Source organism: Sulfitobacter sp. G5_S2_6_S6, assembly GCF_054968505.1.
The window spans coordinates 388,415-412,173 of sequence record NZ_JBQKUI010000002.1 but is presented as its reverse complement, the minus strand read 5'-3'; the positions used below and the strand labels follow the sequence as shown (position 1 = coordinate 412,173).

The window sequence follows — 23,759 nt, the reverse complement described above, 5'->3', positions numbered from 1 at the left end:
ACAGAGAGATCAGAATGCAAGCGCCTCAAAGCACTGTTGACCCCGCCGAGATCGAAAAGTTTCAGGCCATGGCCGCCGAATGGTGGGACGAGAACGGCAAGTTCAAGCCGCTGCATATGCTCAATCCCTGCCGTCTGGATTACATCACCTCCCAAATCGCCGGAGAGTTCGACCGTGACCTGAAATCGCCCGAACCGTTTCGCGGGCTGCGGATTCTGGACATCGGCTGCGGCGGCGGGCTGCTGTCGGAACCGATGGCGCGGTTGGGTGCGACCGTGGTCGGTGCCGATGCCGCGGCGGGCAACATCCCCGTCGCGCAGGTCCATGCGCAGCAATCGGGGCTCAACATCGACTATCGCCACACCACCGCCGAGGCGCTGGCCGAAGCGGGGGAACAATTCGACGTGGTGCTGAACATGGAAGTGGTCGAACATGTCGCCTCTCCCATCGATTATCTGATCGCCTGCCGCACCCTGCTGAAACCCGGCGGGCTGCACATCTGTTCGACACTGAACCGCAACCCCAAGTCTTTCATGATGGCGATTGTCGGGGCAGAGCACGTGATGCGCTGGCTACCCAAGGGCACCCATGAATGGTCGAAATTCATCACGCCGGATGAACTCTTTGACCTGCTGCACAAGGCGGGCCTGACGGCGGTGGATCGCAAAGGGTTCGTGTTCAACCCGATCACATGGTCGTGGCGTTTGTCCGATCGTGACCTGAGCGTGAACTACGTCACCGCCAGCCTGAAGCCAGAGTGACCCAAACCGGCGTCAGCCTTCCAGCTGGCGCCGCAGGGCGCGCAGGGTATCAAGCGTGGCACGCACCTGTGCCTCGCCCAGATCATCGGCCACGTCATTGATCAACGGCGAGATTTGCCGGATCGCATGATCCCGCGCATTGCGGCCTGCGGGGCTGATCGCCACCATCTTGCGCCGCGCATCGTCCCAATCGGGGCGGATATGCACATAGCCCGCCCAGACCAGTTTATTCAGCGTGTTTGTCATCGCGCCACGGGTGACATTGAACGTCTCGGCCAGCTGCGCGGGGGTCTTTTCACCGTCATGCCAGGCCAGATTGTTCAGCACCGAAAAATGCGAAATCTCCATGCCTTTGGGCAGCGCCCGGGTCAGCCGGTTGCGCATCCGTTGATCAGCCGACAGCAATTCGCTGATCAACGTGATCGCAAGTGAGTTTCGATTTTCCGTCATAAGCCGTTACTAAGGTGCCTTGAAATCCCGCCGGTTGGCAAGACTGGGTACGCGGGTACGTGCCTCTTGTACACGCGCCATGTCCAGCGTGAACGGATAAATGCCCGGCGCGGTGCCTGCATCCAGCAGCACCTCGCCCCACGGGGCAACAACCAGCGAATGGCCGTAGGTGTCGCGGGTCTTGTGGCTGTCGCTGGCATGGGTGCCGGTCTGCGCGGGGGCTAACACGAAACACCCTGTCTCGATCGCGCGGGCCCGCAGCAGCATGTGCCAATGCGCGGCACCGGTCACGGGCGAAAACGCGGCGGGCATGGTCAGGATCGTGGCCCCCGCATCCGCCAGCGCCTGATAGAGCTTGGGGAAGCGCATGTCATAGCAGATGCTCATCCCGACTTTGGCAAAGGGCGTCTGCGTCACAACCGCCTGATCGCCGGGGCGGTAGCCTGCCGATTCGCGGTAGCTTTCGCCCGCGTCGATATCCACGTCGAACATATGGATCTTGTCATAGCGGGCCTTGATCTGCCCCTGCGGATCAATCAGGAACGACCGATTGGCAAAACGCCCGTCCGCATCCCGCGTTTTCAGCCCAAGCGATCCGATCAGCAGCCAGATGCCCGCCTCTTGCGCCACATCCCGCAAGGCGGCGAGGGTGATGTCATCGTCTTCGTGCTGCAAAACGCTGCGCTGGTGGTCGCGGCTGGTCGAGACGCAGTTCGTGACCTCTGGCGTGAGGACAAACGCCGCCCCCTGCGCCGCGGCATCGCGCACCATCTTTACCGTGCCCGCCAGATTGCGGGCCGGTGTATCGCTGACGTTCAGCTGGATCAGCGCCGCCTGCATCAGGAGGCCAACAAAGCGTCCAGCTTGCCCGCACGCTCAAGCGCGTAAAGGTCATCACAGCCGCCGACATGGGTGTCGCCGATAAAGATCTGCGGCACAGTGCGCCCGCCATTCGCACGCTCGATCATCTCGGACTTACGCTCTGGCTGGGCAAGCACGTCGACCTCGGCAAAGCTCACGCCTTTTTCATTCAGCAGACGTTTGGCGGCATGGCAAAAGCCGCACAGCGGGGAGGTATAGATCTCAACAGGTTGCATGTTGATGTCCTTTCAACAAATGGGTTGGATCAAGACTTAAGTATCTTTTACCACTCTTGCCAGTGTCACGACGCAGATTGGCCCTGCGCGTGCGTCCAGACAGGCCCGCGCCGACGCCTGTAATGTCGCGCCCGATGTCATCACGTCATCCACCAACAGCACCGGACGGTCACGCAGCAGGTCAGCGCGGCGGGGATGGGCGGTGATCGCGCCATCCAGATGGGCGAAGCGTTCGCGGCGTCCCTTCCCCTCTAGCGCGGCGGTGCGTCGGACGCGGCGCAGCGCGTCGGGGCACCACCCGAGCTTGTGTTCGCGGGCAAGTGCACGGGCCAGCAAGGCCGATTGGTTGAACCGCCGCTTCCACAGCCGCGCGTAATGCAGCGGCACGGGCACCACCAAAGTGTCAGGCGTGACGAAGGGCGCGATCACCCGCGCCATCCAGTGCCCTGCGGGTTTGGCGATGTCCTGACGGTCGCCGTGTTTCAGCGCCAGCACCAGTCGGCGGCCGGTATCTCGGTACAAAAGGACTGCGCGCCCGTGCTCCCACGGCGGCGGCGCGTCAAGGCACGCGTCGCAGCGCACGTCTGTCTCGGACATATCGCCCAGCAAGGGAATACCGCAGGTCTCGCAAACCACACCTTCGATGAACCCCGTGTCGCGCCAGCACGGGCCGCACAGCCCCCCATGTGCAGCCACCCACGCCCCGCACGCCAGACAGGACGGCGGATAAATCAGCGCAACAGCGGTTTGTAACTGGTCTCGCATGATCTTATTATCCTTTCATGAACGCTTCACACACCCTGACCGATCGCGCGGCGCTGACCCGCAACCGTAGCCGCGCAACCGATGACGCCCTGTTCCTGCACCGCGCCGCGCTTGAAGAGGTCGATGATCGGCTGTCGCTGGTTAACAGAACCTTTACGTCAGCAGCGATTGTCACCGGCTTCCCGCAGGTCTGGGGCGCGCTGCACCCCTCCGCGACGCTGGTGGAGGACACCGATACGCTTGCGCTGACCCAAGGCGCGCATGATCTGGTGGTCCATGCGATGGGGATGCATTGGGCGAATGATCCGGTGGGTCAGATCATCCAGTCACGCCGTGCCCTGCAACCCGACGGGCTGTTTTTAAGCGTCGGTTTCGGCGGGCAGACACTGCACGAGCTGCGCGCCTGTCTGGGTCAGGCCGAGGCGTCGATCACCGGTGGGCTGTCGCCGCGGATCGCCCCTATGGCCGAGTTGCGTGATATCGGCGGGCTGCTGCAACGGGCGGGGCTTGCGCTGCCGGTGGCGGATTCCGTGACGCTGACGACAGAATACAGCGATATCTGGCACCTGATGCGCGACCTGCGCGCCATGGGAGAGGCCAACGCCCTGACCAGCCGCCTGCGCCGTCCCAGTGGCCGAGCGATCTTTGACGCGGCGGGGCAGCTTTACCGCGACCACTACGCCACGCCAGAGGGGCGCATCAAAGCAAGCTTTGAGCTGGTCTTTCTGGCGGGCTGGGCACCGGCGGACAGCCAGCCCAAACCCCTGCGACCCGGCTCTGCGCAGCAGCGCTTGGCCGATGCGCTGGCCACGGCAGAAACGCCGCTGCGCGATTGACGCGCGACCATAACCGTTTATCTCAGCGCTAAACGCAGAAAAGGAATGCCAGATGACGCAGCAGCGCCCAGCCCATGCACAGCCTGACCACCCCACCGTGCCCGCCCCCAAGGTGGGTATCCTGCTGGCGAACCTCGGCACGCCGGACAACTATGATTACTGGTCAATGCGCCGTTATCTATCGGAATTTCTGTCGGATCGCCGCGTCATCGACTATAGCCCGTGGAAATGGCAGCCGCTGCTTCAGCTGGTGATCCTGTCGAAACGCCCCTTCACCAGCGGTGCCGCGTATAAGTCGATCTGGAACCACGAGGCGGGGGAAAGCCCGCTGATGACCATCACCAAACAGCAAACCGCGAAGATAAAAGACGCGATGCAGGCGCGGTATGGTGACGCAGTCATGGTCGATTACTGCATGCGCTACGGCAACCCGTCGACCCAATCCAAGGTGGCGGCGATGACCGCTGCGGGCTGCCAGAAGATCCTGTTCTTCCCGCTGTACCCGCAATACGCCGGTGCCACATCTGCCACCGCGAATGACGCGTTTTTCGCCGCGCTCGCCAAAGAGAAATGGCAGCCCGCCGCCCGCACGGTTGAACCCTATTTCGACCGCCCCGATTATATCGAAGCGCTCGCCACCTCGATCGAGAAGGCCTACGCCAAGATGGAGACAAAGCCCGATAAGCTGCTGTGTTCCTATCACGGTGTCCCGCTGCGCTATTTGATGGAAGGCGATCCCTACCACTGCCAATGCCAGAAAACGACGCGCCTGCTGAAGGAACGGCTGGGCTGGGACGACACCCAGATCATGACGACCTTCCAGTCGAAATTCGGCCCCGAAGAATGGTTGCAGCCCTATACCGTGGAAGAGGTCGCGCGGCAGGCCGAAGCCGGCAACAAAAAGATCGCGGTCTGTGCCCCTGCCTTTTCAGCCGATTGCATCGAAACGCTGGAAGAGATCAACGAAGAGATCAAGGAAAGCTTTGAACACGCGGGCGGGGAGGAGTTTCACTATATCCCCTGCCTCAATGACGACGACTTGCACATCAAGGCGCTGTCCAACGTGATCGAGGAAAACCTGCAAGGCTGGATCGACTAATCCCCCGCGCGGGTTGGACCTGAAAACAAAGAAAGCGCCTGTGGCTACAGGCGCTTTTCTTTTGTCCGCTTGTCATCTGGAGCCGAACGGCAGACATAAAAAAAGGCGGTGTAGAACACCGCCTTTTTCTAACTGAAACTTCGACCGAATTAGTCGGAAGCAACTGCAGCAGCAACAACGGCCAGCAGCAGCAGAGGAATCAGGATGCCCGAGGAAGAAGAGGTGGACTCTTCAACGATGACGGGTGCTTCGATGATTGGCTCTGCCAGCGAACCAGCAAATGCATTCGATGCAGCAGCTGTCAGAGCAGCGGCGAGAACGAGTTTCTTCATAACATAACCTCCAGAAAAGGCGTACTTCACAGTGTGATAGCACGCGCCCAAGACTTACCTCGTAAAACTTTCTAAACAGCATCAGCGGGTAATTGCAAACCCGGATTCAGCTTTTGAGCACCACAATCGCTAAAAAGTTGTCAAATAAGCAACACTTGGGTGCCGACGTTCGCCATGCCAAAAAGTTCAGCAATATGTTCATTGTACAGGCCAATGCAGCCATTCGACGAACGACGCCCGATCTTGCGTGTGTCATGCGTGCCATGGATACGGTAGTACGTCCAGCTCAGGTACAGCGCGTGGGTGCCCAAGGGGTTGTCAGGGCCTGGCCCGATCACCGCTGGCCACTCTGGGTTGCGTTCCAGCATCGACGGGGTCGGGCGCCATGTGGGGCCGACGACCTTCTGGATCACGCTGGTGCGCCCACGGCGGGTCAGTTCCTCTGTCAGCGGTACGCTTGAGGGGTAAAGTTTGTAGATCGATTGATCCTCGGACCAGTAATGCACCGCGCGGCTGTCGATATCGACAAGAATGGCCCCGTTCTTGGTGTCGCTGAAGTACGGCTGCCAATCCAGCGTGCGGAAGCTGGAGGTGTTGCGACGCACCGTCTCGGTCAGATCACGCTCCGTCTCCGTGGTCGCTTCGCTGTTCACGCTGCTTTGCGCCAGAGCGGGCGTTGCCAGCATTGCGGCGCTGCCAGCAAGGAAAGCACGGCGCGACGAAAGGGTAAATTTCTTATCAGACATCAGATGTCTCCTGAAGGTAGTTACAACCTAGTATAATACTGTCGTATATGGCTCGAAAGTCGCAGTTTCAAATCAAACAAGCGTTAACAGGCGCGCTCACGCTCATGTGCGTTTGATCTGCAACGCATCAAGCTGTATGGCACGACAAACCCAATTGCGTGGAGCTGCGCCATGATCCGTCTGTTTTCAATCCTTATTTCCCTGACCGTGGCGCTGGCGGCCTGTACCCCTGCACCGACCCCGCTTGCGTCCGACGGTCGCCCCGGCCCTACCGTCTATAAGATCGGTCGCAATGATACCGGCAAGCTGCAATTCCGCATGCTTGATTCCGTGAACGCGCTGCGCGGTGCCTCCGGTCTGGCACCCGTTCAACTGGACGCACAGCTGAACGCCGCCGCCGCGACCCATGCGCGGGATATGGCGGTGCAGAACCGCCCCTGGCACTTCGGGTCTGACGGGTCGTCCCCTGTCGATCGTATCCAACGTGTAGGATATACTGGCGCGCTGGTCGGCGAAGTCATCTCGGAAACCTACGAGACCGAGCTCGAAACACTTGCCGCGTGGATGGAGAAGCCGGACACCCGCCGCATCATCATGTCGAAGGACGCTTTGAACATGGGCTTTTCCTGGCATCAGGAAAACAACGGCAAGATCTGGTGGACCATGGTGATGGGGAAGTGACCGCCAAGGTCACCCCCGCTTTTAGCTAGACATCAGGGGTTCAGTGCGATCGGGGTGTTATCCCCGACCATCGCATAGATCTCCTCCATCTCGTCGTTCGAGACAGAGATACATCCCCACGTCCAATCGGTGCGATTCTTGTCCTTGGCGGTCTTTTGACCGTGGATAAAGATATCGCCACCGGGGCTTTTGCCCAAAGCTTCCGCGCGGGCGCGGTCCATTTCATTGGGGTAGTTGATGCCGATCGACAGGTGGAAGCGGCTGTTCGGATTGCGCCGGTCGATCATATAGATCCCTTCGGGCGTGCGCCCGTCACCTTCGTACACCTTGTGGCCCACAGGCGCGAACCCCAGTTTGATATCGTATGATTCCAGCACCTTGTCGTGGTGCATCAGATACATCCGGCGGTCGCCCTTGTTGACGATCACATAGGTGACCTGCGGCCCATTGTACCGTTTGAATTTACTGCTGCTGCAGGCCCCAAGCGCGACCAGCGCGGTGCCACCCAGAATCAGGTTTCTGCGTTTCATGTTCACTATGCCTCGTTCCCGCGACCTTTTCGGCCTTATGTGGATGCCCTATCATGTAGCAAATATCGATGCGGTCAAAAAGCCGTTACTGGCGGCTGTGCTCTGCCAGCTTCTTTTCGATCGCTTCCAGCTTTTCCATCACCTCAAGCCGGTAGGCATCGGTGCGCACGGTCTCTTCCTCGTTATGCGCGTCCTGCATCGAGTTCACGATCAGACCCACCAGCAAGTTCACCACGGCGAAGGTCGTGACCAGAATAAACGGCACGAAGAAGACCCAGGCATAGGGGTAGACCTCCATCACCGGGCGGACGATCCCCATCGACCAGCTTTCCAGCGTCATGATCTGAAACAGGCTATAGGCGCTGGCGGGCAATGACCCGAACCATTCGGGGAACTGGTCGCTGAACAATTTGGTCGCGATCACGGACCCGATGTAAAAGATGATCGTCATCAGTAGGAACACCGACCCCATACCGGGCAACGCGGTGATAAACCCTTCGACGACGCGGCGCAGACGCGGAGCGACGGACAGCACCCGCAAAACCCGCAGGATACGCAACGCCCGCAAGACAGACAGCCCCTGCACCGCGGGCACCAGCGCGATGGCAACGACCGTAAAGTCAAAGACGTTCCACCCGTTGCGGAAGAACCCGACCCCACGCGCAATGATCTTGAGCGTGATCTCGGCGATGAAAATGAACAGGCAGACGCGATCCAGAAACAGGATCAGCGTGCCGTATTTCTCCATCAGGGCGGGGGCTGTCTCCATCCCCAGCAGGGCGGCGTTGAACACGATCACACCGATGATGAAATTGCTGACGGCCCGCCCTTCGACCCATCTTCCCAGACGTTCCCGCATATTTACCGTGCCCACCATAGATCTGCGTTATTTACGTTTGCGTTGTACTTCCGGCGCAGTGAACTGCGCTGCCAGCTCCACATGGGATGACCAGCGGAATTGATCAACGACTTGCACCCAATTTAAGGTATAACCGGCGGCAATCAGCACGGCGGCGTCCCGCGCGAAGGTGACGGGGTTACACGACACATAGGCCAGCACCGGCGGCATCGCTTTGACGATCTCGGCGATCTGGGCCTCGGCCCCCGCGCGCGGCGGGTCGATGACCACCGCGTCGGTCTTGGCCAGCTCGTCCGGCAGCAAGGGACGGCGGAACAGATCGCGCGCCTCTGTCGTGACGGGTTTGAGCCCCGTCGACATGCGCCACCCGTGATCCAGCGCGGCGGTCATGGCGGCGTCACCTTCGACGGCGTGTACCTCTGCCTGATCGGCCAGGGGCAGGCTGAACGTGCCGCAGCCGGCAAACAGGTCAATCACATGACGCGCCTCACCGACAGCCTCGCGCACGGCGGTGACCAGCGCCGCCTCTCCGTGCGGGGTGGCTTGCAGGAAGGCACCGGGCGGGGGTGTCACCTTGGCCGCACCGAAACGCTGTACGGGCGGCGTGCGCATCGCGATCACCTCGCCGTCCCAGGTCAGCCGCGCCAGCCCCAGACTGTCGCACAGATGCGCCAGTTCTTGCCGCAAGGGGCCGTCCAGCTCTTTCCCGTTCTGGACCGAGATATCGAGCCCCCCGCGCGACGCGGTCACCGTTACAGCCAGTGCGGCCTTGCGGCTTGTACCGATCACGGCAAGCTTTTCGGCAATCGGCAGCGCGCCCATCACCGCAGGGTCCAGCAGCTGGCACCCGGGAATTTCGATCACCACATCAGACCCGCGCCCGTGGAAACCGGCCATCGCGCCCTTTTTGGTGCGTTTCGCCGCAAAGGTGGCCCGACGGCGCGATTGCGCGGGCGAGGTTTGCAGTTGCTTAAAAACAGTCTCTATCCCGTGGGCATCCAGCGACGCCTTGACCACGCCCAGCTTGAAATCCGCGACATAGTCATCCGACGCATGCTGCAACTGGCAGCCGCCACAGGCCTTGAAGTGGCGACACGGCGCCGACACCCGGTTCTCTGACGGGGTGACGATACGGATGTCGGTCAGGGTCTGACCGTCAGGCGTGCCTGTCACCACCTCGCCCGGCAGGGTCATCGGGGCAAATAAAGGGCCGGGCGCAATGCCGTCGCCCAGGTGGCCAAGTCGCTGGATTGTATATTCTGTCATGCGCAGGGCTTACCGCGAAGCCGGGCGCAGCAAAAGCCTTATTCTGCGGCCTTCATATCCAAAAACCCGCCCGACTGCCGCCGCCAGTAGCGGGCATAAAGCCCGTCTTTGGCAAGCAGCGCCTCATGGGTGCCGATCTCTACGATGCGGCCCGCGTCCATCACGGCGATGCGGTCCATCTCGGTCAGGGTCGACAGACGGTGGGCGATGGCCATCACGGTCTTGCCATCCATCACGCGGGTCAGCGCGCTTTGGATCGCGGCTTCGACCTCGCTATCCAGCGCGCTTGTCGCTTCGTCCAATATCAGGATCGGCGCGTCCTTGAGGATCGCGCGGGCCAGCGCAATACGCTGACGTTGCCCGCCCGACAGCTTCACCCCCCGTTCCCCCAGATGCGCGTCATAGCCGCTGCGGCCCGTGTGGTCCTGCATCTTCTCGATGAACTCATGCGCCTCGGCCTTGCGTGCGGCGGCGATGACCTCTGCCTCTGTCGCGTCGGGTTTGCCATAGCGGATGTTGTCGAACGCCGACCGGTTGAACATCGCCGTCTCCTGCGTGACCATCCCGATCTGACGCCGCAAGCTTTGCTTGGTGACCAATGAGACATCCTGCCCATCAATCGAAATGTGACCCTGTTCCGCCGTATAGAGCCGCAGCAAAAGCGACACCAACGTCGATTTCCCCGCCCCCGATGCGCCGACGATGCCCAGCTTCTCTCCCGGTTTGATCGATAGGCTCAGCTCTTCGATACCGCCCGTATCGCGGCCATAGGTAAAGCGCAGCCCGTCAAAGCGGATCGCCCCTTCGCGCACCACCAGCTCTGCCGCGTTGTCTGCATCGCGCAGCTGCTGCGGCGCGGCCAGCGTGCGCATCCCGTCTTCAACCTCGCCCACATTCGCATAAAGCGCCATCAGCGTGAAACTGACCCAGCCCGTCATCTGCGCCAGCCGAAGCGACACCGCCCCCGTCGCCGCAATATCACCCGCCGTCACCAGACCCAGCGACCAATACCAAAGCGCACCCCCCACCAGCAGCACCGGCAAAAATCCCGCAATCGTCATCAGCCAGAACCGGAAAGAGACGCTGACCCGCCCGAAATCGAGGCTCGTATCCAGAAACTTGCGCATCGCCCCCAAGGCGGCGCGGTCCTCGTGATCGGCATGGGCGAAGAGCTTGACGGTTTTGATGTTGGTGATCGTATCGACCACTTGCCCCGTCACCATCGCGCGCGCGCCTGCCCGCGCTTTGGAATGTTTGCGGACCCGCGGCATGAAGTGGCGGATCAGGAAAACATAGCCCACCATCCAAAGCACCAGCCCCGCAGCGATGCGCCAGTCTACCGTGCCAAGCAGCATCACCGCACCGACAAAGGACGCGGCGGCGAAGAGCACCGTATGCAGCACCTCGGTCACGACATCGGTCAGCGCGCGGCTGGTCTGCATTTCCTTTTGCGAAATCCGGCCCGCGAAATCATTGTCGAAAAACGTGACCGCCTGCCCCAGCGTGTAGCGATGCAAGCGCGACAGCACGAGGTTGAACACATTCGGCGCGACCACGATCGACTGCATATACGAACTGACGCCGAACAGCGCCGGACGCAGCAGCAAAAAGAACGCCAGTCCCGCCAAGAGCAGCCCCGTATGATCCGAGAATACGGCCCCCGCCTCGGCGGCAAGCGCCGCATCCACGACCCACCCAAGAACCAGGGCGGCCATCACCTCTATCACGCCGGCGAAAATCGATAGCACGCCCGCGACGCCAAGCGCAGGGCCGCTGCCCTTCAACGCCCAACGAAAAAAGGCCGCCAGACGGCGCGGCGGCTCTGTCTTGGCGGGGGAAAACGGGTCGATCCATGTCAAAGGCATTACGATGTCGGCTCTTCTGTGCGAAGGAACCCGCCGGATTGCCGGTTCCAGAAATCTGCATATAGCCCGCCTTGTGCTAAAAGCACCTCATGTGTGCCCTCTTCGACGATACGGCCCCCGTCCATGACCAGAATACGGTCCATTTCAGCGATGGTGGACAGGCGATGCGCGATGGCGATGACGGTCTTGCCCTCCATCATGCCGTACAGGGTCTGCTGGATCGCGGCTTCTACCTCGCTATCAAGCGCGCTCGTCGCTTCGTCCAGCAAAAGGATCGGCGCGTTCTTGAGGATGACCCGCGCCAGCGCGATGCGTTGCCGCTGCCCGCCCGACAGCTTTACCCCCCGCTCGCCAACCTGCGCGTCATAGCCGGACCGCCCGCCCTGATCGTTCAAACCCTGAATAAAGTCATGGGCTTGGGCCTGTTTCGCTGCGGCGATCACCTCTGCCTCCGTCGCAGTGGGACGACCGTAGAGAATGTTCTCGCGGATCGATCGATGCAGCAGGGCATTGTCCTGCTGTACCATCCCGATCGCTTGCCGCAGGCTGTCCTGCCGGACGGTGGTGATATCCTGCCCGTCAATCAGAATACGTCCGCCTTCGGGGTCGTAAAACCGCAGCAGCAGCTTGACCAAGGTCGATTTGCCCGCGCCCGACCGCCCGATCAGGCCGATCTTTTCCCCCGGCTGCACGGTGATATCCACCTGATCCAACCCGCCCGAACCACGGCCATAATGATGGGTCAGCCCGCGCATTTCCACCCGCCCGTCGGTCAGGGCCAGCGGCTTGGCATCGCTGTCGTCAACCAAGGTGATTGGCTGCCCAATCGTTTCTAGCCCCTCGGCCACGACGCCAAGCTGCTGGAAGAACGTCGATAGCGCCCACATGATCCAGGCGGTCATGGAGTTCAACCGCAGCGTCAGCGCCGTCGCAGCGGTCACCACGCCCACCGTCGCGTTGCCGGTTGACCACAGATAGAACGCCCAGCCTACGACCCCGACGATTAACAAACCGTTCAAGCTGACCAGACAGATATCCATGATGGTGAATATCCGCATTTCCTTTTGAAAAGTGACGCGCGCCTTCTCGATGGCGCCCTTGGCATATTCAATCTCGCGGTCATGGTGGGCAAACATCTTGACCGAATGAATGTTGCTGTAACTGTCGACCACGCGGCCCGTCACCTCTGAGCGGGCATCCGACGCGGCTTGCGACGCAACCGCCACACGCTTGATCGTCCATTGGGTCAGCACAGCATAAAGCGCGAACCACGCGACCAAGGGGATCAGCAGTTGCCAGTCCGACGTGGTTAACAAAATCGCTGCGCCGATGAGATAGGCCAGCGCATATGAAATCGCGTCAAAGACCTGAAACACGACCTCCCCCGCAGCGGGGGGCGTTTGCATGATGCGGTTGGCGATGCGCCCGGCAAAGTCATCCTCGAACCAGCCGACTGATTGCCGCAGTACCTGCCGGTGTCCGCGCCAACGGAAAAGCGTGCCGTAATTTGGCAACACAGCGTTGTTCAGGAGTAACACATGAACCGCCTGCACAGCAGGCCGCGCGATCAGGATAAGCAGCGCGACGACGATAAACTCCGTCCCATAGCTACGCCATACCTCGGCCGGGCTGCCGTCCATCAGATCGACAAGACGGCCCATATAGTAGATCAACCCGATCTCGATCGCTGCGACGACAACGGAAAGCACACCCGTGACCCAGAACACCGTTTTGAACGGCGCGCTGTAGTTGCGGAAAAAGGGCCACAGCCGCGTGGGCGGCGTGTCTTGCTCGGCGTAATCCGCATAGGGATCGACAAGATTTTCGAAAAATCGAAACATAATTCACCTGTAGGGCGCGTGTTCGCCGCCACTATAGAAAGAGCCGCGCCGAAAAGACCACAGGTTGCGTCAGCTTTCTGGCGTGTCCAACAAACTGTCGCGCGTCGCCGCAAACCCCGAAGCGATCCAGACCGCCCTAAGCTCGGCCAGCCGCCTGCCCAAAGCAGGTCCGGTGTATTCCGGCATCAAATCAGCGGCTTGCACGGGAAATACGGCAGCTTCGGCCTGCGCGATACGATCAAGCACTGCCGCATCGGGTGGCGTTTCAGACAGGTACGCACGCAGCACAACAACCGCGCGCGCCATATCGCCGCCGTCGATATGGGCAATCGCGGCCACCGTCTCTGCGCCATATGCCGCCTCTTTCAGCCGATGCAGGTGTTTCGCGTCTGCCTTGCTCAACCTCAGGCGCTGGTCGATATCCTCACCGCCAAGCGCGGCCAGCCGCGTTCGCCAGTCCACAGACATCTGCAACAGCTGTTCGAAATGCACGACCATCCCGAGCCAGCGATCATCGCTCCCCGGCAGAATTGTCCCCAAAACGCCGGTTTGGCGCATCGCCGCGACCGCTGGCGCAGGGTCCGGCGCGGTTAACAGCTTCGTAAGCTCTGCCCCGATCCGCTCTGCCGACAGGCTTTCCAACCCGTCGGTATGCGCTGCAATCGCGGCCAAAGCCTCCGGATCGAAGCCCTCGACCGGGTCCGCATACCACGCGCAAAACCGGAAATAGCGCAACGTGCGCAGGTAATCTTCGCGGATACGTTGGGCGGCATCCTCGATAAACCTCACCCGCCGGGCGCGCAAATCAACAAGACCTTCAAGCGGGTCGATCACCCGCCCCTGCGCATCCGCGTAAAGCGCGTTCATCGTAAAATCACGGCGCAACGCATCGTCGAGGATACTGTCCGAAAAAGCGACAACCGCACGTCGCCCGTCCGTTTCCACGTCCCGGCGGAAGGTCGTCACCTCGAACCCCTTACCGCCGCTGACCACGGTGACAGTTCCATGTTCCACGCCCGTCGGTACGGCTTTCAGCCCAGCGCGCGCGGCAAGAGCCATGACGCGTTCGGGCAATGCATTGGTCGACATGTCGACATCGCTATCCGCCACGCCCAAAAGCGCGTTCCGCACACAGCCCCCGACAAAATAGATCGCATGCCCGCCGTCCGTCACCGCATCGCATACGGCTTGGGCATCGGGGTCGGAAAGCCAGCGCGTGCTGGCGGGAAGGGTCACATCATACGTTCTGTCCATGCCCGCAACATACGCGCGGTTGCCCCCCAAATGTAATAGGGCCCATAAGGAACCGTGTAATAATACCGTCGCTGCCCCTGCCATCGGCGCGACTGGACCACGTAATTTTCGGCGTTGAGCACATGATCAAGTGGAACGGTAAAGACTTCCTCAACTTCGCCGGGCTCGGGGATAATTTCAAAGTCTTTTTTCACGAAGGCAATGACGGGCGTCACCAGAAAGTTGGTAACTGTCTCATGTGCGGGCAGCGTACCCAAGACGTCAACCAGATCCGAGGGCAGGCCGATTTCTTCCCGTGCCTCGCGTAGGGCTGCGGCAACGACATCCGCATCACCGCCATCCTGCTTGCCGCCCGGGAAGGCGATTTGCCCCGGATGGTGCTTTAGCGCGGACGACCGTTTGGTCAGGATAAGTTCCAACCGCCCGCCCCGTTCAACGATCGGGGCCAAAACGCCAGCTGGCCGCAATGTCCGGTTTGCCGGTGGCGTAGACCCTTTGTTAAGGTCAAAATCGGAAGACGTGACACCAGTTTGCGCCAGCGCCTTCCGAAAATGGGCGAGCTGATCAGCTGCCACTGTTGTCTTCTGCCTCGAACCCGACTGTTTTCGGGTCCAGATCATAATGCGCGCCACAGAACTGGCAGTCGGCCGTGACGCGGCCGTCGTCTGTCGTCATCGTTTCGATATCCCCCGCCGAATAGATCGACAGGCTTTGTCGCACACGATCTTCGGAGCAGGTGCAGCCAAAGCGGACCGCCTGCGCGTCGAAGACTCGCGGCATCTCTTCGTGAAACAGACGTTTCAAAAGATCTGTCGGCGGCAGGCTCGGCCCAATCAGTTCAAGCTCGTCTACCGTATCCAGCAAGACGTTGACGCGGCGCCAGTTATCCCCCTCTTCACCGTCGACCAGATCAGTGGCTTGCAGCACCTCGCCGCTACCTTCCCCTTGCGCGGCAAAGGGCGAGGCTTTGGGCATATGTTGCAGCATAACACCGCCGGCGCGCCAATGCTCATCCTCCCCCGGGGAGGTGGATTTGCCAAAGCTCAGCTCAAACCGTGTGGGCAGCTGTTCGGACTGCGCGAAATACGCCTCTGCACATTCGGACAGCGATTTACCGGTAAGCGGCGTAATCCCCTGGTAGGGGGTCATCCCGTTGCCCTGATCGATCATAATGGCAAAATACCCCTCGCCAACCTGATCAAAGGCCGGCCCATCGGTGATCCGGTCGGCATCATAGCTGGCGTAAGCGCGGATGCGCGCGGGTTCACCATCCTCCGTCGGGCCGTAGTAGTCTGTCGCAATCATGCGCACGGGCCCTTTGGATTGGACCTGCAGTTGCAATTTCCAACGCAGCTTAATGGTTTGCCCGATCAGCGCCGTAAGCAAGGCCATTTCGGCGACCAACGCTTCTACCTTGTCGGGATAGTCATGCTGACGCAAAATCCCTTCCAGCACGCCATCCAGACGCGCGACGCGCCCCCGAATATCAGAGGCATCGAGTTGAAAGGGTAGAACGGTGTCGTCCCACGCGATTTTGTTTCCTTGGGTCATTTGACTTTCCTTACCGGCAGACGGTTGGCATACCGCGTCTATATAAGGGCAACAAGCCGTGCGAAAAGGGGGAGTCATATGATGCGACGCGTTGGGGAACCGCCCATTCCGGGAAAAACATACACGTCGCGCCCCGGAGCCTATGCGATTTTGCCCCTCAAGGGTCGCTTTTTGATGACCGCCCAGCTTAGGCCACATGTTGATATTCAGTTGCCAGGCGGTGGCATTGACCCCGGTGAATCGCCTCTCCAAACGCTCCACCGCGAGGTAATGGAAGAGATTGGCTGGACCATTGCGCGCCCCCGGCGGTTGGGCGCATTCCGGCGACACGTCTATATGCCGGAGTATGACATCTGGGCCGAGAAAATTTGCCATGTCTATGTCGCCCATCCCGTCCGTCATATTGCCCCCCCGATAGAGCCTGACCACGCAACAGTTGTTCTGTCGGGGGAAGAGGCCGTTTCGGTGCTAGGCAACGATGGGGATCGGCACTTTCTTGAACGGTTTCTGGCGGCAAGGTCCTGAAATTCGAAGCAGATGCCGGAAACATCATCAGGAAAGTCAGCCGTCCCCGCATGATCTTCTAGCCGCGACGTGAGCGCGTCAAAGAAAAGCGGCCCCCTGATGGGGTGCAGATCATGTAGAACCTGATTTAGACCATTATCGTCAAGCATTTGCCCAATCGGGTCAGGACATTCCGTCACCCCGTCGGAAAGCACGATCAGACGGTCGCCAGGGTAAAGCTGGCTCGCGACTGTTTCATATTGCGCATCGGCAATCAGCCCTACGGGCAGCCCGCCTCTCCCGAAGTTTTCCAACCTGCTGTTGCGTCGCTGAATGAAGGGGTGCGGGTGGCCGGCCTGGGTTGCCCTGATCCTGCCGGTATCAAGTTCAATTTCCGCCAGAAAAAGTGTGAAATACTGCTCCGATTCCATGTCAGAGAGCACTAGGCTGTTCAGCTCGGCGATTACTTGGTCGGGCGGGCGCATTTTATACGTCCCGTCAGATTGGCGTGCCAATGCCAGGTTTTGCTCAGGTGCGACGGCGGAAAATATACCGGCCAAACGGGCGGCCATCAGAGCCGAGCTCACCCCGTGGCCGGACACATCTAGCCCGTAGATCCCGATGCTATTTCCCGCTGTGAAATATCCCACCAGATCGCCCCCTACATGCCCGCTGGACCTGAGCATCAAAGACACGGCACCCGCATCGAAGGCGCAGTAGGGTTCCTGCAAAAGGGATTTCTGAAACTTTCGCGCTTCGCCTAGGTCCCGATCCAATGCGTCATGTACGTTTTGCAACGCGTCCAGAGCTTCAGTAATGACACGGTTTTTCGACGATAATTCACGCTGCATCGTCAAAATGCGTTCGCCCGCCATAATTCGCGCGCGTAGCTCGTCAACGTTGACGGGCTTGCTGACAAAATCGTCCGCACCGCTGTCCAACCCTTTAACCACCTCGGATTTATCAGATTTTGCCGTCAGTAAAATGAAGTACCCGTAGCTGCCCTTCGAAAGTTTGCGAAACGCCTCGCAAAATTGCAGCCCTGACATACCAGGCATAATCCAATCGCTGATGATCAGATCTGGTAGATTTTGTTCGCAGACCACCAATGCTTCTTCAGCAGAGGCCGCTTCCTGCACATCGAATCCCCATCGCGACAACGTCGCCATCAAGATTCGCCGCTGCAGCGCGCTATCGTCGACAACCATAGCTGTTTTGATCGCGCGAAACCGCTGCGGCGTGTTTGGTCGGGCTATTTTTTCAATCTTGTTCTGCAACATTCAAAAGCTTTCGGCAACTTCGCCCCGAGCCTAGCCAACGACTGATTAAGATTCGGTGAAGTCCAAAAGTTTTAAAGTGATGATCGCCCTGCACGCTTTGTTAAGAATTTTGCCCCACATTGGCCGGAGAAAGAGGGCGAATCAGTGATTGACTGGGAACAGGTCGCGACCTTGCAGGCCGCTGTTGGGCGCGACGACTTCAGCACAATTATGTGCGTGTTTTTTAAGGAGGTGGAAGAAGCCAATGCTCAGCTAACGATGGGCGTAACGACCGATCAGTTTCGCGATATACTTCACTTTGTGAAGGGCAGCGCATTAAGCGTGGGGTTTGTCGAATTGTCAGAACAATGCGCGCAGGCCGAAGGCAATGTTGCCGGCAGCCATCAAATCACATCTATTTGGAAGGAGATCCTTACCAGCTATGAAAAATCGAAAGAACATTTCCTATCGAACACGGAGACCTGAAGTGCGCCTATAGAACAAATTGAGCCAAGGTTTCGTCATTCGTGATGTCCGTATAGGTAAATCCTGCGTCCTTCAGTTGCGCCAAGAACGGCCCAAAACTGTCAGGGCTGCGTGTTTCAATTCCGATCAGGACAGAGCCGAAGTTTCGCGCAGACTTCTTCAGGTATTCAAACCGACAGATGTCATCGTCCGGGCCGAGAATGCTTAAGAATTCTTTCAGCGCACCAGGGCGCTGCGGCATCCGCAGAATAAAATATTTCTTGACGCCGGAGTACCGCTGCGCCCGCTCTTTCACCTCTGGCAGACGCTCAAAATCGAAGTTTCCGCCGGATGCTACGCATACAACGGTCTTGCCCTTGATCTGGTCAGCTACTTCGCCCAGCGCCTCAATAGAAAGGGCACCAGCAGGTTCTAACACGATGCCTTCAACATTCAGCATTTCGATGATCGTGACACAGATGCGGTCTTCGGCCAGATGGATCACATCACTCTCTGCGACACGATCCAGCCGTGCGAAGTTACGTTGGCCAATTTTTGCGACCGCGGCCCCATCGACGAAACTATTGATAGGAGACACATCCACCGGTGCACCCGCGGCCAAAGCTTTGGCCAAACTAGGGGCCCCTTCAGGTTCAACAAAGCTATACCGGCACGCATTTTGAAAATAGCTGTAAACGCCGGACGAAAGACCGCCGCCACCAACGGGAAGCAGAATGTGGTCGGGCACGCGCCCTAACTGCTCCTCTATTTCAACCGCAACGGAGGCTTGCCCCTCAATGACATCTTCATCATCGAAAGGAGACAGAAAATGCGCACCCTCTTCCACGCAATACTGCTGCGCCGCGGCGAGTGTTTTGTCAAAGTAATCGCCGATCAAGCGAACCTCGACCTGAAGCCCACCGAACATCTTGGTTTTCTGAATTTTCTGTTGAGGCGTCGTAACGGGCATGAAGATCACACCTTTCACACCGAAATGACTGCACATAAATGCAACACCTTGGGCGTGATTGCCCGCGCTTGCACAAACGAAAACAGACTTCTCGGGGATCACTTTGCGCATCGCGTTGAACGCTCCGCGCAACTTATATGATCTAACGGGGCTTAGGTCTTCGCGTTTCAACCATATGTCAGCGTCGTATTTTTCTGACAGATGTTCGTTGCGCATCAAGGGGGTGGCGGGAAACACCTCTCGCATCTGTTGCGCTGCGCTGCGTGCTGCAGTTTTGAACATATCTGTCATCTCATCGACCTTCCCGTTGAATACTTGTCGATACGATTCCCAGGTGACGCGGTCAACGCAGCCTTCAATCTTGCTCACGCCTTGAAAAACAGGTACTTCGCGGTGCAAACCGAAAAGGAAACATCATGTCCGCGCCCAAAAAAGTTGTGCTCGCCTATTCTGGTGGGCTTGATACCTCGATCATCCTGAAATGGCTGCAAACCGAATATGGCTGCGAGGTGGTTACCTTTACCGCTGACCTCGGCCAAGGCGAAGAGCTTGAGCCCGCCCGCGCCAAAGCTGAAATGATGGGCGCATCCGAGATTTACGTGGAAGACGTGCGTGAAGAATTCGTGCGCGATTTCGTCTTCCCCATGTTCCGCGCCAATGCGGTCTACGAAGGCCTATATCTGTTGGGCACCTCCATCGCGCGCCCTCTGATTTCCAAACGCCTTGTTGAAATCGCCGCCGAAACCGGCGCCGATGCCGTTGCGCACGGCGCGACAGGCAAGGGCAACGATCAGGTTCGCTTCGAATTGGCGGCCTATGCGTTGAACCCCGACATCAAGGTGATCGCGCCATGGCGGGAATGGGACCTGTCCAGCCGGACTAAATTGATCGAATTTGCCGAAAAACATCAGATCCCCGTGGCGAAGGACAAACGTGGCGAAGCGCCGTTTAGCGTGGATGCGAACCTGCTGCACACCTCTTCGGAAGGCAAAGTGTTGGAGGATCCGGCCGTGGACGCGCCCGACTATGTGTACCAGCGCACCGTCTCGCCAGAGCAAGCACCAGATACGCCCGAGTATGTGGAAATCGGGTTTGAACGTGGCGATGCGGTAAGCATCAACGGCGAAGCCATGTCGCCCGCGACACTTCTGGCTAAATTGAACGAACTTGGCGGCAAACATGGCTGCGGGCGCCTTGACCTTGTCGAGGGTCGTTTTGTCGGGATGAAATCCCGCGGTATTTACGAAACGCCGGGCGGCACCTTGCTGCTTGAAGCACACCGCGGGATCGAATCAATCACTCTCGACCGTGGGGCGATGCACCTGAAGGACGAGCTAATGCCGCGCTATGCGGAGCTGATCTATAACGGTTTCTGGTACAGCCCCGAGCGCACCATGCTGCAAGCGGCGATTGATGCCTCACAAACCCATGTAACCGGTACAGTTCGACTGAAATTGTACAAAGGCCACGTGCGTACCGTCGGCCGCTGGTCGGATCATTCGCTGTATTCCGAAGCCCACGTGACATTTGAAGATGACGCTGGTGCCTATGATCAAAAAGACGCAGCGGGCTTCATTCAGCTGAACGCGCTGCGCCTCAAGCTCTTGGCCGCACGCGATAAGCGCCTCAAAGGGTAAACAAAGAAGGCCCGGACAGGGGGATATTCTGTCCGGGCCTTCTCTTGGGTTAGAACGGTTTACTCTGCAGTAATAACCGTCATCACCAATTTACCGTCTGGCTTGATCGGGCCGTCTTCTTTGGCACCCAATGTGTATTCAAAGCCGCCGGTTTTCATGCCGCCCTCTTCGGAGTGGACCATGAGCATCAACATATCGCCGGATTTCACTTCTTCTTGCAGAATGGCGGCAACGTCGACGTTTTCACCGGCACGCAGAGGCGCGTAGCCGACAACGGGGCCGGGTTTCATCTCCGCATCTGTGCGGTGAACGACCATCCAGCCGTTTTCAGTTGCCATCACCTTATCGGCGCTGACCACACCGTTGGATACATCTTGATCCATCGCTTCGACCATCGCGTTGCTGTGTGCGGCGGCGAAGGCTGTACCCGTGGCAAGCGTGAGAGCCAGAGCGGTTGCTGTAAACATCTTCATGTTAAATCTCCTTGTTGCGTGGTTCTTCCTGATAATTCACGCAACATGAGATGATTTAGTTTCGATAAATCGAAGATTTTTACCCGAAATCACCTAAGCCGTTGATCATAAAGCTTCTGATAATGAGGAAGTGCTTTGGCACACAGCGCTTCTGCGGCAGGTTCAAGCCTGGGCAACGGCCCCTCTGCCCCTGCAAAACCGGTGCTTTTGTGCACGGCACCATACCAATGTGATGCCCAGATGCCATCTTCGGCACGTGGGCCCGCCGCCCAGGATAGCATTGCCGGATCGAAGGGCAGGTTGATGGCATCACACAGCTTACGCAGCATGCCTTCGGGGTTCGCGCGAATATCAGCGGAATCGATGACCAGCCCACCGATTTGATCGTACAGCGCGGTCTGTTGGCCATAGCCGATATCACTAAAATTCGGCGCTTCTCGTTTCGCGGTATAGCTCGCGATCACGCGGGCGGGGTGGCGTATCAGGTGGACATGCACGCAGCCCTCTGCCCAATCCATTGGAAACCCGTCAATCATATGATGGGGCATGTGTTTCATATAGCGATGCGGCGTGCCCGGCTCTGCGCAGCGCGCTGCGACGCTCAGGGGGTCGCATTCATGGCCCGCGATAATTTCATCTTTCATCGGATGATCGGCGCTGGTGGCCTTAAGATACGGCGCATAGAACGGTTCATCCATCGCGGTGAAATTGGCCCGGTTTCCGAAGCTATACATCATCGCCGTGCTCAGATTGCGCGGGCCGGACCACATTGCGATACGCATCAGGCACATTCCTTTGCGATCAGGTCTTTGTACAAGCGGCGCAGCTTTTTTGTTACCGGCCCCATGTCGCCCGTGCCAATCTGGCGGCCGTCGATCATCGCGACAGGTGTTTGCGCCCCGAATGTGCCGGTCAAGAAGGCTTCGTCGGCACCATAGGTGTCGACCAATGAATAATTCCTTTCGAAACACGGGATATTATTGGCGCGGCACAGGTTGATGACCTTCTGACGGGTGATTCCATTCATGCAGTAATCGCCGGTGCTGGTCCAAACCTCCCCTTTGCGGACGATGAAAAAGTTACAGGCGTTGGTTGTATTCACGAAACCGTTAATATCCAGCATCAGCCCTTCGTCGGCACCCGCTTTTTCCGCGGCAATACACGCGAGAATACAGTTCAATTTGGAATGACTATTTAGCTTTGGGTCCTGCGTCATCGGCAGCCCGCGCAGATGCGGTACTGTGGCCAGCCGGATCGGGCGCGGCATATTCGGGCGCGAGTGTTCCATAATGATCGTGATGGTGGGGCCCGATTGCGACAGCGACGGGTGCTGGAAGGGCCGCGTTTTTGGCCCCCGTGTGATCATCAGACGCGCGTGGGCGTCGGTGGTCATGCCATTGGCTTTTTGCGTCTCTAACAAGGCTAAAATCAGGGCGTCGCGCGTCATCCCGATGTCAAGGTCAATGGCTTTGGACGCCTCGAACAGGCGGTCAAAATGATCGTCCAGAAAGGCCCATGTACCATCATACAGCCGCAGCCCTTCCCAGATGCCATCGCCCAGCATGAAACCGCTGTCATAGACGCTGACCACGGCCTGTGCCTTGGGGACAATCTGACCGTTTAAATAGATCAAAATGTCTTCATTGCGGGCATCTTCTTCGGCTTGGTGCGTGGTGACGTGGGTTTGCATCAAATTGCTCCTTCTTTGGGGCTGACGCTAAGAACTTCGCGCCGCGGGGCCAAGGGTGAAACCGACATCACTTGGCCGTGACATCACAGGCACCTGAGTTGCGTCGCGCAGGCATTGCGGTCACCGTCAGGCAAAACAAAGGAGAGTATTCCATGGGATTTGCCACAAATATGCGCATGATCGCGTTAAGCGCCGCCATTGGTCTGGGTCTTGCAGCACAGGCGACAACCGCAAAAGCCGCCGGAACAGAGACGCTTTTGGTCGCGGGCGGCTGCTTTTGGTGCGTTGAAGCGGACTTTGAAAGCGTTAAGGGCGTGAAAGAGGTCGTATCGGGTTTTGCGGGCGGAAGCGTGAAAAACCCCACCTATAAACAGGTCGTCGCCGGCGGCACCGGGCACTATGAAGCGGCGCAGATCCAGTATGATCCGGCGGTGGTGTCTGCGGACCAGTTGCTGTCGATGTTCTTCCGGTCGGTTGATCCAACGGACGCGGGCGGGCAATTCTGCGACCGCGGCGATAGCTACCGCACCGCGATTTTTGCCGACGGTAACGGGCAGAAGGCCGCTGCAGAAAAGGCCAAGGCCGATGCGCAGGCCGCTTTGGGCAAGAACGTCGTAACCCCGATCTTGGGCAAAGCCGCGTTCTACCCCGCCGATGCCTACCACCAAGATTACTACAAAAGCGATGATCGTCTGGCCTTTACCAGCGTCGGCTTGGGTGTGAAGAAATCCGTCGCCTACAAGCGCTATCGCAACGGCTGCGGGCGCGACCAGCGCGTGAAACAACTTTGGGGTAGCGCTGCGCCCTTCGCGAAATAACGTTAACCCC

The 23,759-nt window shown here is 59.0% G+C and carries 26 protein-coding genes and 1 pseudogene; 8 read left to right on the top strand and 19 right to left on the bottom strand.

The window, feature by feature from the left end:
- Nucleotides 1–14 precede the first annotated feature (14 nt).
- Nucleotides 15–761, top strand: a complete 747-nt coding sequence (ubiG, locus tag ACTRWK_RS06020; RefSeq protein ID WP_180828523.1) for a bifunctional 2-polyprenyl-6-hydroxyphenol methylase/3-demethylubiquinol 3-O-methyltransferase UbiG — start codon at nt 15–17, stop codon at nt 759–761.
- A 12-nt stretch (nt 762–773) separates the two neighbouring features.
- Here ubiG and ACTRWK_RS06015 read toward each other — a convergent pair whose 3' ends face one another.
- From ACTRWK_RS06015 to ACTRWK_RS06000, 4 genes are read right to left on the bottom strand one after another with little or no spacing between them, the layout of a single operon-like run.
- Nucleotides 774–1,211, bottom strand: a complete 438-nt coding sequence (locus ACTRWK_RS06015; protein ID WP_005850847.1) for a MarR family winged helix-turn-helix transcriptional regulator — start codon at nt 1,209–1,211, stop codon at nt 774–776.
- Nucleotides 1,212–1,220: 9 nt separating this feature from the next.
- Entirely contained in the window at nt 1,221–2,051 is an 831-nt protein-coding gene (locus tag ACTRWK_RS06010) for a carbon-nitrogen hydrolase family protein (protein ID WP_462843822.1), read from the bottom strand.
- Nucleotides 2,051–2,308 (bottom strand): glutaredoxin 3, encoded by a 258-nt coding sequence (grxC, locus tag ACTRWK_RS06005; RefSeq protein WP_005850844.1) that lies wholly within the window; start codon nt 2,306–2,308, stop codon nt 2,051–2,053. The genes ACTRWK_RS06010 and grxC overlap by 1 nt, the downstream gene beginning before the upstream one ends.
- 36 nt (nt 2,309–2,344) lie before the next feature.
- A complete protein-coding gene (locus ACTRWK_RS06000) occupies nt 2,345–3,073 on the bottom strand; it encodes a ComF family protein (RefSeq protein WP_289081930.1) in 729 nt (242 codons plus the stop codon).
- A gap of 17 nt (nt 3,074–3,090) precedes the next feature.
- Between ACTRWK_RS06000 and ACTRWK_RS05995 the strand changes: the two genes are divergently transcribed.
- Together ACTRWK_RS05995 and hemH are read left to right on the top strand one after the other, a co-directional pair.
- Nucleotides 3,091–3,909 (top strand): methyltransferase domain-containing protein, encoded by an 819-nt coding sequence (locus ACTRWK_RS05995; protein WP_260004418.1) that lies wholly within the window; start codon nt 3,091–3,093, stop codon nt 3,907–3,909.
- Between the two features lie 52 nt (nt 3,910–3,961).
- A complete protein-coding gene (gene hemH / locus ACTRWK_RS05990; protein WP_009825741.1) occupies nt 3,962–5,008 on the top strand; it encodes a ferrochelatase in 1,047 nt (348 codons plus the stop codon).
- Nucleotides 5,009–5,157: 149 nt separating this feature from the next.
- Here hemH and ACTRWK_RS05985 read toward each other — a convergent pair whose 3' ends face one another.
- Nucleotides 5,158–5,340 (bottom strand): hypothetical protein, encoded by a 183-nt coding sequence (locus ACTRWK_RS05985; protein WP_005850832.1) that lies wholly within the window; start codon nt 5,338–5,340, stop codon nt 5,158–5,160.
- Nucleotides 5,341–5,480: 140 nt separating this feature from the next.
- Nucleotides 5,481–6,086 (bottom strand): L,D-transpeptidase, encoded by a 606-nt coding sequence (locus ACTRWK_RS05980; protein WP_037942384.1) that lies wholly within the window; start codon nt 6,084–6,086, stop codon nt 5,481–5,483.
- Between the two features lie 171 nt (nt 6,087–6,257).
- Between ACTRWK_RS05980 and dalA the strand changes: the two genes are divergently transcribed.
- Nucleotides 6,258–6,767, top strand: a complete 510-nt coding sequence (gene dalA, locus ACTRWK_RS05975; protein ID WP_037942386.1) for a divisome-associated lipoprotein DalA — start codon at nt 6,258–6,260, stop codon at nt 6,765–6,767.
- Nucleotides 6,768–6,799: 32 nt separating this feature from the next.
- On the opposite strand, the gene ACTRWK_RS05970 is transcribed toward dalA, so the two are convergent.
- From ACTRWK_RS05970 to hslO, 8 genes are all read right to left on the bottom strand, one after another.
- On the bottom strand, nt 6,800–7,297 hold the full coding sequence (locus tag ACTRWK_RS05970) for a L,D-transpeptidase family protein (RefSeq protein ID WP_005850826.1): 498 nt from the start codon (nt 7,295–7,297) through the stop codon (nt 6,800–6,802).
- A gap of 85 nt (nt 7,298–7,382) precedes the next feature.
- Nucleotides 7,383–8,174 (bottom strand): ion transporter, encoded by a 792-nt coding sequence (locus ACTRWK_RS05965; protein ID WP_005850824.1) that lies wholly within the window; start codon nt 8,172–8,174, stop codon nt 7,383–7,385.
- A gap of 9 nt (nt 8,175–8,183) precedes the next feature.
- A complete protein-coding gene (locus ACTRWK_RS05960) occupies nt 8,184–9,422 on the bottom strand; it encodes a class I SAM-dependent RNA methyltransferase (RefSeq protein WP_353628111.1) in 1,239 nt (412 codons plus the stop codon).
- 38 nt (nt 9,423–9,460) lie between these two features.
- A complete protein-coding gene (locus ACTRWK_RS05955; protein ID WP_037942388.1) occupies nt 9,461–11,287 on the bottom strand; it encodes an ABC transporter ATP-binding protein in 1,827 nt (608 codons plus the stop codon).
- Nucleotides 11,287–13,128 (bottom strand): ABC transporter ATP-binding protein, encoded by a 1,842-nt coding sequence (locus tag ACTRWK_RS05950; protein ID WP_037942390.1) that lies wholly within the window; start codon nt 13,126–13,128, stop codon nt 11,287–11,289. Before ACTRWK_RS05950 ends, ACTRWK_RS05955 begins: the two co-directional genes overlap by 1 nt.
- 69 nt (nt 13,129–13,197) lie before the next feature.
- Entirely contained in the window at nt 13,198–14,382 is a 1,185-nt protein-coding gene (locus ACTRWK_RS05945; RefSeq protein WP_037942393.1) for a CCA tRNA nucleotidyltransferase, read from the bottom strand.
- Nucleotides 14,361–14,957, bottom strand: a complete 597-nt coding sequence (locus ACTRWK_RS05940; protein WP_009825734.1) for a CoA pyrophosphatase — start codon at nt 14,955–14,957, stop codon at nt 14,361–14,363. Before ACTRWK_RS05940 ends, ACTRWK_RS05945 begins: the two co-directional genes overlap by 22 nt.
- A complete protein-coding gene (gene hslO, locus ACTRWK_RS05935; RefSeq protein WP_037942394.1) occupies nt 14,947–15,933 on the bottom strand; it encodes an Hsp33 family molecular chaperone HslO in 987 nt (328 codons plus the stop codon). Before hslO ends, ACTRWK_RS05940 begins: the two co-directional genes overlap by 11 nt.
- A 78-nt stretch (nt 15,934–16,011) precedes the next feature.
- Here hslO and ACTRWK_RS05930 point away from each other — a divergent pair, with 78 nt between their 5' ends.
- Nucleotides 16,012–16,458 (top strand): NUDIX domain-containing protein, encoded by a 447-nt coding sequence (locus ACTRWK_RS05930; protein ID WP_081858756.1) that lies wholly within the window; start codon nt 16,012–16,014, stop codon nt 16,456–16,458.
- A gap of 11 nt (nt 16,459–16,469) precedes the next feature.
- Here the strand turns inward: ACTRWK_RS05930 and ACTRWK_RS05925 are convergent.
- Nucleotides 16,470–17,645: pseudogene (locus tag ACTRWK_RS05925) on the bottom strand (SpoIIE family protein phosphatase); the annotation flags it as partial.
- Nucleotides 17,646–17,861: 216 nt separating this feature from the next.
- Here ACTRWK_RS05925 and ACTRWK_RS05920 point away from each other — a divergent pair.
- Nucleotides 17,862–18,182, top strand: coding sequence for an Hpt domain-containing protein (locus tag ACTRWK_RS05920; RefSeq protein ID WP_462843821.1), 321 nt, complete (start codon nt 17,862–17,864; stop codon nt 18,180–18,182).
- Nucleotides 18,183–18,189: 7 nt separating this feature from the next.
- Here the strand turns inward: ACTRWK_RS05920 and ilvA are convergent, their stop codons facing one another.
- Nucleotides 18,190–19,422 carry a threonine ammonia-lyase IlvA gene (gene ilvA / locus ACTRWK_RS05915; protein WP_348000664.1) on the bottom strand — a complete coding sequence of 411 codons (1,233 nt, stop codon included), beginning with the start codon at nt 19,420–19,422 and terminating at the stop codon, nt 18,190–18,192.
- Nucleotides 19,423–19,547: 125 nt separating this feature from the next.
- Here ilvA and ACTRWK_RS05910 point away from each other — a divergent pair, with 125 nt between their 5' ends.
- Complete coding sequence (locus ACTRWK_RS05910) at nt 19,548–20,768, top strand: argininosuccinate synthase (RefSeq protein ID WP_005850804.1); 1,221 nt, start codon at nt 19,548–19,550, stop codon at nt 20,766–20,768.
- Nucleotides 20,769–20,827: 59 nt separating this feature from the next.
- Here ACTRWK_RS05910 and ACTRWK_RS05905 read toward each other — a convergent pair whose 3' ends face one another.
- From ACTRWK_RS05905 to ACTRWK_RS05895, 3 genes are all read right to left on the bottom strand, one after another.
- Nucleotides 20,828–21,241: a DUF7282 domain-containing protein gene (locus ACTRWK_RS05905; RefSeq protein WP_005850801.1), complete on the bottom strand. Its 414-nt coding sequence runs from the start codon at nt 21,239–21,241 to the stop codon at nt 20,828–20,830.
- An 89-nt stretch (nt 21,242–21,330) separates the two neighbouring features.
- The gene (locus tag ACTRWK_RS05900) at nt 21,331–22,023 is read right to left on the bottom strand and encodes a sulfotransferase-like domain-containing protein (protein WP_037942401.1); all 693 of its coding nucleotides are present in this window, start codon (nt 22,021–22,023) and stop codon (nt 21,331–21,333) included.
- Nucleotides 22,023–22,931 (bottom strand): D-amino acid aminotransferase, encoded by a 909-nt coding sequence (locus ACTRWK_RS05895; protein ID WP_289081928.1) that lies wholly within the window; start codon nt 22,929–22,931, stop codon nt 22,023–22,025. Before ACTRWK_RS05895 ends, ACTRWK_RS05900 begins: the two co-directional genes overlap by 1 nt.
- A 152-nt stretch (nt 22,932–23,083) precedes the next feature.
- On the opposite strand from ACTRWK_RS05895, the gene msrA reads away from it, so the two are divergent.
- On the top strand, nt 23,084–23,749 hold the full coding sequence (gene msrA, locus ACTRWK_RS05890; RefSeq protein WP_289081927.1) for a peptide-methionine (S)-S-oxide reductase MsrA: 666 nt from the start codon (nt 23,084–23,086) through the stop codon (nt 23,747–23,749).
- Nucleotides 23,750–23,759 lie beyond the last annotated feature (10 nt).

What these genes read in the sequence shown, in the direction of transcription:
- ubiG (WP_180828523.1), top strand. Translation starts at nt 15, where the DNA reads ATGCAAGCGCCTCAAAGCACTGTTGACCCCGCCGAGATCGAAAAGTTT.
- ACTRWK_RS05895 (WP_289081928.1), bottom strand. Translation starts at nt 22,931, where the DNA reads ATGCAAACCCACGTCACCACGCACCAAGCCGAAGAAGATGCCCGCAAT.
- ACTRWK_RS05905 (WP_005850801.1), bottom strand. Translation starts at nt 21,241, where the DNA reads ATGAAGATGTTTACAGCAACCGCTCTGGCTCTCACGCTTGCCACGGGT.
- ACTRWK_RS06015 (WP_005850847.1), bottom strand. Translation starts at nt 1,211, where the DNA reads ATGACGGAAAATCGAAACTCACTTGCGATCACGTTGATCAGCGAATTG.
- ACTRWK_RS05970 (WP_005850826.1), bottom strand. Translation starts at nt 7,297, where the DNA reads ATGAAACGCAGAAACCTGATTCTGGGTGGCACCGCGCTGGTCGCGCTT.
- msrA (WP_289081927.1), top strand. Translation starts at nt 23,084, where the DNA reads ATGGGATTTGCCACAAATATGCGCATGATCGCGTTAAGCGCCGCCATT.
- grxC (WP_005850844.1), bottom strand. Translation starts at nt 2,308, where the DNA reads ATGCAACCTGTTGAGATCTATACCTCCCCGCTGTGCGGCTTTTGCCAT.
- hslO (WP_037942394.1), bottom strand. Translation starts at nt 15,933, where the DNA reads ATGACCCAAGGAAACAAAATCGCGTGGGACGACACCGTTCTACCCTTT.
- ACTRWK_RS05955 (WP_037942388.1), bottom strand. Translation starts at nt 11,287, where the DNA reads ATGCCTTTGACATGGATCGACCCGTTTTCCCCCGCCAAGACAGAGCCG.
- ACTRWK_RS05900 (WP_037942401.1), bottom strand. Translation starts at nt 22,023, where the DNA reads ATGCGTATCGCAATGTGGTCCGGCCCGCGCAATCTGAGCACGGCGATG.
- ACTRWK_RS05985 (WP_005850832.1), bottom strand. Translation starts at nt 5,340, where the DNA reads ATGAAGAAACTCGTTCTCGCCGCTGCTCTGACAGCTGCTGCATCGAAT.
- ACTRWK_RS05930 (WP_081858756.1), top strand. Translation starts at nt 16,012, where the DNA reads ATGATGCGACGCGTTGGGGAACCGCCCATTCCGGGAAAAACATACACG.
- ACTRWK_RS05960 (WP_353628111.1), bottom strand. Translation starts at nt 9,422, where the DNA reads ATGACAGAATATACAATCCAGCGACTTGGCCACCTGGGCGACGGCATT.
- ACTRWK_RS05965 (WP_005850824.1), bottom strand. Translation starts at nt 8,174, where the DNA reads ATGGTGGGCACGGTAAATATGCGGGAACGTCTGGGAAGATGGGTCGAA.
- ACTRWK_RS06000 (WP_289081930.1), bottom strand. Translation starts at nt 3,073, where the DNA reads ATGCGAGACCAGTTACAAACCGCTGTTGCGCTGATTTATCCGCCGTCC.
- ACTRWK_RS06010 (WP_462843822.1), bottom strand. Translation starts at nt 2,051, where the DNA reads ATGCAGGCGGCGCTGATCCAGCTGAACGTCAGCGATACACCGGCCCGC.
- dalA (WP_037942386.1), top strand. Translation starts at nt 6,258, where the DNA reads ATGATCCGTCTGTTTTCAATCCTTATTTCCCTGACCGTGGCGCTGGCG.
- ilvA (WP_348000664.1), bottom strand. Translation starts at nt 19,422, where the DNA reads ATGACAGATATGTTCAAAACTGCAGCACGCAGCGCAGCGCAACAGATG.
- ACTRWK_RS05950 (WP_037942390.1), bottom strand. Translation starts at nt 13,128, where the DNA reads ATGTTTCGATTTTTCGAAAATCTTGTCGATCCCTATGCGGATTACGCC.
- ACTRWK_RS05910 (WP_005850804.1), top strand. Translation starts at nt 19,548, where the DNA reads ATGTCCGCGCCCAAAAAAGTTGTGCTCGCCTATTCTGGTGGGCTTGAT.
- hemH (WP_009825741.1), top strand. Translation starts at nt 3,962, where the DNA reads ATGACGCAGCAGCGCCCAGCCCATGCACAGCCTGACCACCCCACCGTG.
- ACTRWK_RS05980 (WP_037942384.1), bottom strand. Translation starts at nt 6,086, where the DNA reads ATGTCTGATAAGAAATTTACCCTTTCGTCGCGCCGTGCTTTCCTTGCT.
- ACTRWK_RS05995 (WP_260004418.1), top strand. Translation starts at nt 3,091, where the DNA reads ATGAACGCTTCACACACCCTGACCGATCGCGCGGCGCTGACCCGCAAC.
- ACTRWK_RS05945 (WP_037942393.1), bottom strand. Translation starts at nt 14,382, where the DNA reads ATGGACAGAACGTATGATGTGACCCTTCCCGCCAGCACGCGCTGGCTT.